The organism is Candidatus Methanoperedens nitratireducens (assembly GCF_900196725.1).
Classification (GTDB): Archaea; Halobacteriota; Methanosarcinia; order Methanosarcinales; family Methanoperedenaceae; genus Methanoperedens; species Methanoperedens nitroreducens_A.
Genome location: NZ_FZMP01000041.1, coordinates 1 through 9,716 on the forward strand (window position 1 = coordinate 1; position 9,716 = coordinate 9,716).

Consider the following 9,716-nt stretch of genomic DNA (forward strand, 5'->3'; position numbering starts at 1 on the left):
TCGGGCAAAATTAGTATGATTGACTATATGGTCAAATAACAAATTTTATAATAAAAACTTTAAACTGAATGACTACTTACGGAAGTACTGCATTTGGGCGTAAGATTTATATGTCTTGCAGTTTAATTGTTAAAAGTTGTGAATTTATCGCAAAAATTCCGTGCTGATTATTGTAGTTAGAAGGTCAAGTCAAATGTTAATTGAGTTTAGTATCGAAAACTTTCGTTCTATCAAGGAAAGAGTGACGCTAAGCTTAGTATCTTCTTCCGATAAATCATTAGATAATAATTTAATCAAAGCCGATTCATTAGAAAAAGATAGTTTATTGCGAAGTGCAGTAATTTATGGAGCAAATGCCTCTGGAAAGAGCAATGTTGTTTCAGCATTCCAATTTCTGAAAGGGTTAGTAACGAATTCTCATAAAAATCAAAAAGATACTAAAATAAAAATGTCACCATTCAAACTGGACGCAGATTATTCTTCCAAGCCAAGTAAATTTGAAGTTGTTTTTATTAAAAACAGCACTAAATACGTCTATGGAGTATCCGTTACTAATGAAAAATTATAGATGAATATTTATATCATTACCCGAAAGGTCGTAGAGCACTCCTCTTTAGGAGAGAGAACACTACAGACTATAAGTTTACTATTGACGAAAACGAGCAAGAATTTTTATCAAAAAGAACTTTAGAAAATGTTCTTTATCTATCAAGCTCAACTCAATTGAATTACAAGAAAACTTCTGAAGCTTTTGACTGGTTTAAGGATAACCTAAAAGTTATAACGACAGCAGACCTCATTACTTCGACTAAATTTACTATTGAATTGCTTAATAAAGACAATAATTTAAAAGAATACGTATTAAAAGCTCTCATAGAAGCTGATTTAGGAATTGATAATTTTTCTGCCTCTCTTGAGAAAGTTTCGGCTGATGATGGAACAATAGATAGTAGTAAATCAAATATTCTTGCTGCTGTGTTTCGTCAATTAGCCTCTGAAGATAAAGATGGCTCTAATATCTTTATATCCGATGGTAAAGGTAACCTTATGAAACTTGATGTTAGAACAATTCACACGGTTTTTAAAGGTAAAGGTAATGAATTAAAGGTTCCATTTAGATTCGATGAGGAATCTGACGGGACGCAAAAAATGTTTGCTCTTATTGGTTCTTGGATTGATGCATTAAGCAACGGACATACAATAGTAGTAGATGAGTTAGATACTAAATTACATCATCTATTAAATGTTTTTTTAATTAAATTATTTCATGACCCAACTCAAAATAAAAATAATGCCCAATTAATCTTTACAACACACAATACTAATCTATTAGATTTGGATTTATTCAGGAGAGACCAGATATGGTTTACTGAAAAGAATCCAAATACTGGAAGTACTGACCTCTACTCTCTTTTAGAATTTAGTCCACGTAAAGATAAGAATATTCAAAAAGGATATCTTGCAGGAAGATATGGAGCCATACCCTTTATAAATGATGAAAGAATATTCGTAGAACCAAAGGATAAATTAAAATGGGCGGATATGGGCTCGGATACGGGCGAAGGAAAAAGGGAACTAGAAGACCTCACAAGGTTTTCGTGATTGTTTGTGAAGGTAAAAGAACAGAAAGAATCTATTTTAATAATTATAAAAAATGGGGTTGTAACCTTAAAATAGAGATGCCCTACAGTGGAGATACTGACCCTTTAAGCCTTATAGAATTTGCCAAAAAGCAAATTTCCAAGTATGAGCTTAACTTAAAGGGTGGGGATGCTATTTGGTGTGTCTTTGATTGTAATGGAAACAATGATAAAATTATATCTACTGCCTGTAAAAATGCCGGTCATAATGTTAAAATAATCTTATCTAATCCTTCCTTTGAGTTATGGTTTCTTTTGCATTTTGAGTATTATTCAATTAAATTAACTAATTTGGATTTAATAAACAGATTAGAAAGATACCTACATAATTACGAGAAGAGCAAGGACTACTATGATTTATTAAAGAGTAAAAGAGAAAACGCTGTTGCTAATGCAAAAAGATTAAATGAGTTACATCAGATTAAAGGAATAAATTTAATTAGTGTTGATAGTAATCCTTCAACCCAAATTTTTACAATAGTTGAAGAGATTCTTAAAATTACTAGGTATATGGATTAATAGATTTATATAATATAAACAGAGAGTATAAAACCAGAGATTACAACTGATAAAATGACCCCGAAAGTACTCGTTCTCACAGGCTACGGCATTAACTGCGACATGGAGACGCAGCATGCTTTCAGGCTCGCTGGCGCAGATGCCGAGCGGGTGCATCTCACTGACCTGACCAACGGGACAAGGAAACTTTCTGAGTTCCACATTCTTGCATTTCCCGGAGGCTTCTCATTCGGTGATGATATCGCCTCAGGTAAAGTCCTGGCTAACATGATAAAATACAACCTTGGGGAGCAGGTCCGGGAGTTCATAGATGCGGGTAAACTGATCATCGGGATATGCAACGGTTTCCAGGCAATGGTAAAGATGGGGCTCCTGCCCGGATTGAACGGTGATTATACCACTCAGGAGGTTACGCTCACTTTTAACGATTCAGGCAGGTTCGAGGACAGGTGGGTGCACCTGCGCGCAAACCTGAGAACAAAATGCGTTTTCACGAAGGGTCTGGATACGATCTATCTTCCGGTTCGCCACGGCGAGGGAAAGTTCGTGGCAAAAAATCCCGAAGTGCTTGCAAGATTGAAAAAAGGCAATAACATCGTTTTACAGTACACCGACAGTGAAGGGGACCTCGCAGGGTACCCTCATAACCCCAACGGCTCTGTAGATAACATCGCGGGCATATGCGATGATACGGGAAGGGTATTCGGGATGATGCCGCATCCTGAAGCGTTCCAGCACAGGACGAACCATCCGGGATGGACGCGGGAGGAACTGCCGGAGGAAGGGGCTGGGGTAGCGATATTCAGGAATGCGGTAGAGTATGCGAGAGAGAAGTTGTTATGATCTATCAATCATAAAGTTTAGTCTTAGATTTGTCTTATAATCACAATCAGATTATCACTTTATAAACTCTTCAAGCTGCTCCCGTGCATCCTGCTCCCGCATCTGCTGAGGGGGATGTTTCATGAAGTATGCGGACGCAGCCATTACAGGTCCGCCTATTTTCCTATCTAAAGCTATTTTTGCGATGCGGATAGCATCCACAACAACGCCTGCGCTGTTCGGGCTGTCTTCCACCGAGAGCTTGAGGTCGATATAGGCAGGTACATCTCCGAAGAGCCTGAAATCTATCTTCAGGTGGCATATCTTGTTATCGTTCAGGCAATCGATGCATCCGTTGGGTCCTGCATAGACATATGCATCATACGGTATCTGGGATGCCACGGATTCGGTCTTTGAGATCTTTTTGGACTTCAATCTTGACTGGTCAGTCATATTCCGAAAATCAGTGTTGCCGCCAATGTTCAACTGGTACGTGCTGTCTATTCTTGCGCCCCTGTCAATAATCATCTGAGTCAGGGTGCGGTGAACGATCGTAGCTCCCACAAGGCTTTTTATGTCGTCGCCGATAATCGGCAGTTTTGCTTCCCTGAATTTTTCAGCCCACTGCTTATTCGATGCAATGAAAACCGGAATGCAATTTATGAAAGCGCATCCTGCTTCAAGAGCCTGCGATGCGTACCATTTCACGGCTTCTTCAGAGCCGACAGGCAGGTAATTTATTAGAACATCAGCCTTCGATCTCTTTAAGACCGAAGCAACGTCAACAGGTTTTTGTATTTCATCTACCAGGAAATAATCTTTCATGTGGGACGCGACCCCGTCGAGGACCTGCCCTTTCATAACCTCGACATCCATATCCGAAACATCTGAAAATTTCTTTGTGCAGTTCGGCTCTGAAAAAATAGCTTCTGACAGATCGGTCCCAACCTTCCTCTTATCTATATCAAATGCAGCCACAGGTTTTATATCCGAGACCAGATAGCCGCCAAGGGAGTTATGCATCAATCCCGGAACAAGTTCATCGGATTTTTTTATGTTTTTATAGTAATCAAGACCCTGGATTAATGATGAAGCGCAGTTACCAATCCCTGCAATTGCTATACGAATTCCAGCCATAAATCTCCTCGATACCCGATTTATTAGTTTTTATCTAACTTAAAAGTTGTTATTTAAGTACTTTTCTGGCATATCCAATTCTTTGGAAGACTGTGATGAAAGACAGCACAGCTACAACCAAAACCGCCCAGTTAACCATATCGATGAACGCACCGACTACGATTATCATTACCCTTACCGCTCTTTCACCGATACCTACCGATGCGCTCGCGCCTGCCGCTTCAGCCCGCGCCCTTGTATAACTTACCATGAACGAGCCTACTATTGCCGCAGTCCCGATGAGCCAGCCTGGAATAGATAGTATATCTGTCAGCCCGCCGTATATCGCTCCCATAATAACAGCGGCATCGGCAAACCTGTCGCACACGGAATCAAGAAACCCCCCAAAGCTTGTTACCTGCTTATTTTCTCTGGCCACCTCGCCGTCAAGAGCATCAAAAAACCCGCTCAGCAGGAGAAAGCTCCCGGCTAATACAACTTCGTCCCTTGCAAAAAAAACCGCAGATATGAAACTTATTAACAGACCCAGAACAGTTAATGTATTCGGGTTTGTGTCTATGAATTTTTTCGCCAGAGGTCTTAATGCAGCCCTGACGTATTCCTTTATCCTTTCAAGCATTGTTTTTTTATTGCCGTCTGAGATTATTAATATTCCTTTTGATTATTTCATGCTTCTGTAGATATAGGACACAAAGGTAATCATGATCAGAGTAAGAGTTAATCCAAAAAACCGCTGGACATCTTCTATTAAGGGATAATCAGTAAACAAAAATAAATGTGGAATGTAGATCAGCGACACATGTATAACAAGTACAAAAGCAAACAGGGCAAATAGCATGAACGCTTTTTTAAACTCTTCGTATTTTAAAAAAATCTTTGATCTTATTATGTCCGGGTCTTTGTTCCGCAGATAAAATACCATATACATCAATAAGAAAAAAATAATTATAGCAGCAGGGATTATTACAACTTCATTGATGACTTCCAGGGCGTTTTTTACATCCAGCATAGAATTTATCCATATAGACATCAATTAAATAAATATATCTGATAACATGGACAAAATTGATAGACTATTATTAAAATCGACGCAGGATGGAATTCCGATAGTACCCAAGCCGTTCCTTGAGATATCAAAGGAAATCGGTATCCCTGAAGATGAAGTAATAACGAGACTGGAGAGCCTGGTTAAAAACGGGGTTATCAGGCGCTTTGGAGCATCTATCGGTCACAGGAGCATAGGGATAACTGCAAATGCCATGTGCACGTGGAACGTTCCCGATGAGCGGGTGGAAGAGGTCGGGGCGATAATGGCAGGGTTCCCTGAAGTAACACATTGCTATGAACGTCCCCGTTTCCCTGGCTGGAAATACAACCTCTTTACCATGGTACATGCCTACTCGCGTGAAGAATGTGAAAAAATCGCACGGGAAATCTCCAGTGCCACTGGCATTAAGGATTACGGCATACTTTTCAGCGAGAAGGAGTTCAAAAAGACCGGTGTAAGATTATGAAAAAATTCCTGCCTCTGATGCTTGATCTTGCGGGGAAAGAGGTGGTGATTTTCGGGGGCGGCGAGGTGGGTGAACGCAAAGCCTCGCTTTTTTGCGGGCATGGAGAAGTAACTGTAGTGAGCAGGGATTTCACCCCCCGGTTAAACCAGTTTTCTGAGGAGGGAAAAATAAAACTTGTAAAGGTAAAAGACCTGGCAGAGAATGAAATCCGCCGGTATATGAAAGATGCTTTTATTGTTATTGCGGCTACAAATGATACACTTGTGAATGAAAGTATCGCACAATTAGCAGGCAAGAGCGGGAAACTTATTAACAGGGTAGATGATATGGGGGATGTTATTGTGCCGTCAGTCATCACCAGAGGTGATGTTGTAATCGGGATCTCAACACTTGGCAAAAGCCCGGCGCTTTCAAAATATATACGCCAGAGGCTTGAAGGTGTCATTACATCCGAGTTCGCAGATATGTCGCGGCTCCAGAATGAAATCCGTGAAGTGCTGAAATCACAGGTGCATGATCAGAAGAAGCGTAAGGAAATCCTGTGGAATATCATAAATGATAGTGATGTATGGAGCGCGATTTCCGAATCATATGAAAAGGCATATAAAGTAGCTTTAAAACATATAGAGAGGACTGGCAGGAAAACGTAATGTCCGAAATATCAAGTATGCTTATCACCCATACCAAGGCGAGCATAGTAGAGATGGAAAACGCCTGGCATGGCGGCATAGATAATCTTCTAATGCACCTCAAAGCGCATCAACTCGTCGAGGAGTGCGCTGTACTTAAAACATGCAACCGCGTTGAAGTCTATGTTGTCTCGCCAAAAGGAAGCAAGGTACTTCTTGAATTCGCCAAACATATGAAAGTTTCATCAAGAATTATCGATTTTCTTGATCATGACGAATCGCTCCGCCACCTCTTGAGGCTGACATCCGGTCTTGAGTCTATGATCGTCGGGGAGGACCAGATTCTCGGGCAGGTAAAGGAATTATACGGGCTTGCAAAAAAGGCGGGCACTGTTGGAAAGACGCTTGATACCGCTTTCAATAAATCAATACAGGTAGGGAAGCGCATCCGCAACGAGACCGGGATCAATAAAGGCTCGGTCTCTATCGGCTCTGCTGCAGTTGAGCTTGCTGAGAATGAACTGGAGGGGCTGGATGGAAAGACTGTGATGGTCATAGGGGCAGGCGAGATGGGTACGCTTGTGGCAAAGGCGCTTGCGAACAAGGAGATTAAGGTCATCTATGTAGCGAACAGAACATTTGATAAGGCTGAAGCTCTAGCCTGCGAACTGAACGGCAAAGCCGTAAGGTACGAATTGATGGAGAATTACATCCCGCTATCGGATGTAGTGATAAGTGCCACATCTGCACCGCACTTCGTCCTGACGCATGAGATAATATCCCGCGCAAAGGAAAAAAGAGGGAAAGACCTCATGCTCATCGATATCGGAAATCCCCGGAATATAGAGAATTGCGTCGGGGAGATCCAGGGCATCAGCCTGCATAATATCGACGGCTTAAGGAGCATCAGCGAGGCGAACCTTGCAAAAAGAAGGGAGGAAGCAAAGAAAGCGGAAGTCCTTATCGAAGAAGAACTCACATTGCTTAAGAAACAGTATAAGCGCCAGCAGGCAGATACGATCATCTCTGCTCTTTATTCAAGGGTTGAGACTATAAGATGTAAGGAATGCGAAGAGGCTATAAATAAGCTCATGGCACGGCATACGATGGGGGATGTGGAGCGTGAGGTGCTGGACGATATGACGCATTCTTTCGCCAATCAGATTCTCGCAGAACCCACTAAGATACTCAGGAATGCGGCAGAGCATGATGATGAGCGGTTCCTGGACGCGGTTGCGGAGTTGTTCAAGTTGAATGGAGTGAAGGGAAAGAAGTAGGGAAACATGCGTCAGCCGCCAATGCTATCAAAATATAATCACCAAAATGCTTTTATAACATAAATTATAAAGATACACATTGGGTAACCTAACAGGCGAGGGTAATGTCAGCACTTGGTGATGATTTTCGTTGCTCAGCGATATACCCATTCAACCGGGCTGTCTGACACTAACAGTTAGCTATCTGAAGGAGGATAAATTCAATACGGGGGTGACATAAATGCCAGGAAGAGAAGAGAAAAGCGCAGGAGCCATGGAAAAAGAGATTTTTATGAGAGCCAGAGCAGGCAACATCAATATCTCATTTCCAACCCAAGAGGAAGCTCAAGACTGGGAAGAGCGTCTTGTATCAAGCCTGAAAGAAGGCGGATTAAATGTTAAGGAAGAATAAAGTCAGCAAATAATAACTTTAAATGGGGGTGATTTTAATTCCAAGAAGAGAAGAGAAACGAAAAGAAGAGACCGGTAAAATGACCGTAGAAGAGGCGGGTAAGAGAGGTGGTGAAACAACTAAGGAAACACATGGTCATGAGTTCTACCAGGGTATTGGAAAGAAAGGCGGAGAAGAGCGCGCCAGGGAAATCCGTGAGGAAGGTATCTCGCCAGAGACACGCGAGAAGCTTTCTGAGGCCGGACGTAAAGGCGGCGAAGCAACCAGGGAAACACATGGTCGCGAGTTCTACCAGGAGATCGGGAAAAAGGGTGGAGCTGCGCCTAAAGGTGCAGCAAGAAGAGAAGTTCCGGAAGGAGAAGTTGTCGTAAGACTCAGCGGAAAAGACCTGGATATTATGTTCTCAAGACAGGAAGAAGCCGAGGAATGGCGGAGCCGCTTTGCATCTATGATGGAGCAGGAGGGCTACCACCTCTCCAGGGTGAAGCCTGAAACTATGCATGCCGGGGCTGAGGCTGAAGCTACTACAAGTGAGTGAATTTGAAATGCCCGGTTGATGGTGGATTCGCCGGGCATTTTTTCTTATTGGAGGGGATGGATAATGCAAATGAGAACGATGCATGATATGTTCGGTTTAAACGGATAAACTTATATCTGGGGACTTACGCGGACCGGCAAGGATACCAAAAGGCTTAAATCTCCTGCAGCTTAAGCTTGATTAAGTGATTGAATGGAAGTATTCGAAGCTATCAGAAGCAGATGCTCTGTCCGCCAGTTCAAACCTGAGATAATCCCGGATGGGGTTCTGCGCAAAATCCTTGAGGCTGCCAGGTGGGCTCCAAGCCCGTTCAATACCCAGCCATGGAAGTTTATCATCATCAAGAATAAAGAGACGCTGAAAGCCGTCTCGAAGTATGCAAGATACTCGGGTTATCTTGCAGATGCACCCATGGCGATTGCAGTAATCGTATCGCCGATAGACAATAAATTCTCATGGATCGAAAGCATAGGAGAGCCCAGGTTCGCTGCTGCAATAGCTGTCCAGAACATGATGCTTGCAGCCTGGGAACTGGGAATAGGGGCATGCTGGGTAAGTATTGAGAGGAATAAGGTCGGCGAAATACTCAAAGTACCGGAGAAACATTTCGTACTGACTGTCATTCCTGTCGGATACCCGGAAACTCCGCCTGTGAAGCATGATGAGAAATTCAGGAAAGATCTTGAAGATATGATTTTCTACGAAATGTACGGATTAAAACAGGATTAAAATGAGCGAAGAAGAGGATATCAAACCCGTCAAGATTCTTGACTGCATCGGTCTTTACTGCCCCATACCTATATTCAATACCACACAGGAAATGGAGACTATCGAATCCGGACAGGTACTGGAGATGGTTACGGATGACCCTGCCGCAGTGCAGGATATCCCGCGATGGGCAAAGAGGGCAGGACACCAGTTCCTGAAGCTGTTCAAGGAAGGCGAGCATTACCATTTCCTGATACGGAAAGGATGATTAAAGCATATCCTTTTAACGCTCTATAGGTGAGTGTGCGAACTAACTGGGCGTTTATAATTTTTATTTCAATTTTAGGTGGGCCTTGGTAACCACCTAAATTCCCCAACTTTACCCCTGCTTATAGGACAACAATAATCAAAAATGCGTTTTTTATGGATGCATAGGCTGTTTTTTGTTTTAATCTCCAGAAATCAATTTTAATGGTTGTTGTCATATAACTATGACAACAAAAAATTTATGTAAGTATCGAATAATAGCAAGAAACGCACA

At 42.2% G+C, this 9,716-nt stretch carries 14 protein-coding genes; 11 read left to right on the forward strand and 3 right to left on the reverse strand.

The annotated features are described in order from the left end of the window. Positions 1 to 193 precede the first annotated feature (193 nt). The 4 genes from MNV_RS04085 (at position 194) to purQ (ending at position 3,002) form a co-directional block, all read left to right on the forward strand. The gene (locus tag MNV_RS04085) at positions 194 to 568 is read left to right on the forward strand and encodes an AAA family ATPase (RefSeq protein WP_096204103.1); all 375 of its coding nucleotides are present in this window, start codon (positions 194 to 196) and stop codon (positions 566 to 568) included. A gap of 155 nt (positions 569 to 723) precedes the next feature. Beyond that, complete coding sequence (locus tag MNV_RS04090; RefSeq protein ID WP_394336527.1) at positions 724 to 1,602, forward strand: AAA family ATPase; 879 nt, start codon at positions 724 to 726, stop codon at positions 1,600 to 1,602. After that, positions 1,533 to 2,159, forward strand: a complete 627-nt coding sequence (locus tag MNV_RS04095) for an RloB family protein (RefSeq protein WP_096204105.1) — start codon at positions 1,533 to 1,535, stop codon at positions 2,157 to 2,159. Before MNV_RS04090 ends, MNV_RS04095 begins: the two co-directional genes overlap by 70 nt. Positions 2,160 to 2,213: 54 nt before the next feature. Beyond that, positions 2,214 to 3,002 (forward strand): phosphoribosylformylglycinamidine synthase I, encoded by a 789-nt coding sequence (gene purQ, locus MNV_RS04100; protein WP_096204106.1) that lies wholly within the window; start codon positions 2,214 to 2,216, stop codon positions 3,000 to 3,002. 54 nt (positions 3,003 to 3,056) lie between these two features. Here purQ and MNV_RS04105 read toward each other — a convergent pair whose 3' ends face one another. From MNV_RS04105 to MNV_RS04115, 3 genes are read right to left on the reverse strand one after another with little or no spacing between them, the layout of a single operon-like run. Beyond that, positions 3,057 to 4,118, reverse strand: coding sequence for an inositol-3-phosphate synthase (locus tag MNV_RS04105; RefSeq protein WP_096204107.1), 1,062 nt, complete (start codon positions 4,116 to 4,118; stop codon positions 3,057 to 3,059). Positions 4,119 to 4,167: 49 nt separating this feature from the next. Continuing rightward, the gene (pgsA, locus tag MNV_RS04110) at positions 4,168 to 4,737 is read right to left on the reverse strand and encodes an archaetidylinositol phosphate synthase (protein WP_096204108.1); all 570 of its coding nucleotides are present in this window, start codon (positions 4,735 to 4,737) and stop codon (positions 4,168 to 4,170) included. A 42-nt stretch (positions 4,738 to 4,779) separates the two neighbouring features. Beyond that, positions 4,780 to 5,127, reverse strand: coding sequence for a hypothetical protein (locus MNV_RS04115; protein WP_143311624.1), 348 nt, complete (start codon positions 5,125 to 5,127; stop codon positions 4,780 to 4,782). A gap of 46 nt (positions 5,128 to 5,173) precedes the next feature. On the opposite strand from MNV_RS04115, the gene ahbB reads away from it, so the two are divergent. From ahbB to MNV_RS04145, 7 genes are all read left to right on the forward strand, one after another. Beyond that, entirely contained in the window at positions 5,174 to 5,632 is a 459-nt protein-coding gene (gene ahbB, locus MNV_RS04120) for a siroheme decarboxylase subunit beta (protein ID WP_096204110.1), read from the forward strand. Beyond that, a complete protein-coding gene (locus tag MNV_RS04125; protein WP_096204111.1) occupies positions 5,629 to 6,282 on the forward strand; it encodes a precorrin-2 dehydrogenase/sirohydrochlorin ferrochelatase family protein in 654 nt (217 codons plus the stop codon). Before ahbB ends, MNV_RS04125 begins: the two co-directional genes overlap by 4 nt. Continuing rightward, on the forward strand, positions 6,282 to 7,538 hold the full coding sequence (gene hemA, locus MNV_RS04130) for a glutamyl-tRNA reductase (RefSeq protein WP_096204112.1): 1,257 nt from the start codon (positions 6,282 to 6,284) through the stop codon (positions 7,536 to 7,538). Before MNV_RS04125 ends, hemA begins: the two co-directional genes overlap by 1 nt. Before the next feature lie 220 nt (positions 7,539 to 7,758). Then, positions 7,759 to 7,929, forward strand: coding sequence for a hypothetical protein (locus MNV_RS19335; protein ID WP_179293799.1), 171 nt, complete (start codon positions 7,759 to 7,761; stop codon positions 7,927 to 7,929). Between the two features lie 22 nt (positions 7,930 to 7,951). Beyond that, a complete protein-coding gene (locus MNV_RS18930; protein ID WP_143311625.1) occupies positions 7,952 to 8,467 on the forward strand; it encodes a general stress protein in 516 nt (171 codons plus the stop codon). 192 nt (positions 8,468 to 8,659) lie between these two features. Next, positions 8,660 to 9,196, forward strand: coding sequence for a nitroreductase family protein (locus tag MNV_RS04140; protein ID WP_096204113.1), 537 nt, complete (start codon positions 8,660 to 8,662; stop codon positions 9,194 to 9,196). Position 9,197: 1 nt separating this feature from the next. Beyond that, a complete protein-coding gene (locus MNV_RS04145) occupies positions 9,198 to 9,443 on the forward strand; it encodes a sulfurtransferase TusA family protein (RefSeq protein ID WP_096204114.1) in 246 nt (81 codons plus the stop codon). Positions 9,444 to 9,716 lie beyond the last annotated feature (273 nt).

Coding starts and splice junctions, on each gene's coding strand:
- MNV_RS04085 (WP_096204103.1), top strand. CDS start 194: ATGTTAATTGAGTTTAGTATCGAAAACTTTCGTTCTATCAAGGAAAGA.
- MNV_RS04095 (WP_096204105.1), top strand. CDS start 1,533: ATGGGCGGATATGGGCTCGGATACGGGCGAAGGAAAAAGGGAACTAGA.
- purQ (WP_096204106.1), top strand. CDS start 2,214: ATGACCCCGAAAGTACTCGTTCTCACAGGCTACGGCATTAACTGCGAC.
- MNV_RS04105 (WP_096204107.1), bottom strand. CDS start 4,118: ATGGCTGGAATTCGTATAGCAATTGCAGGGATTGGTAACTGCGCTTCA.
- pgsA (WP_096204108.1), bottom strand. CDS start 4,737: ATGCTTGAAAGGATAAAGGAATACGTCAGGGCTGCATTAAGACCTCTG.
- MNV_RS04115 (WP_143311624.1), bottom strand. CDS start 5,127: ATGCTGGATGTAAAAAACGCCCTGGAAGTCATCAATGAAGTTGTAATA.
- ahbB (WP_096204110.1), top strand. CDS start 5,174: ATGGACAAAATTGATAGACTATTATTAAAATCGACGCAGGATGGAATT.
- MNV_RS04125 (WP_096204111.1), top strand. CDS start 5,629: ATGAAAAAATTCCTGCCTCTGATGCTTGATCTTGCGGGGAAAGAGGTG.
- hemA (WP_096204112.1), top strand. CDS start 6,282: ATGTCCGAAATATCAAGTATGCTTATCACCCATACCAAGGCGAGCATA.
- MNV_RS19335 (WP_179293799.1), top strand. CDS start 7,759: ATGCCAGGAAGAGAAGAGAAAAGCGCAGGAGCCATGGAAAAAGAGATT.
- MNV_RS18930 (WP_143311625.1), top strand. CDS start 7,952: ATGGGGGTGATTTTAATTCCAAGAAGAGAAGAGAAACGAAAAGAAGAG.
- MNV_RS04140 (WP_096204113.1), top strand. CDS start 8,660: ATGGAAGTATTCGAAGCTATCAGAAGCAGATGCTCTGTCCGCCAGTTC.
- MNV_RS04145 (WP_096204114.1), top strand. CDS start 9,198: ATGAGCGAAGAAGAGGATATCAAACCCGTCAAGATTCTTGACTGCATC.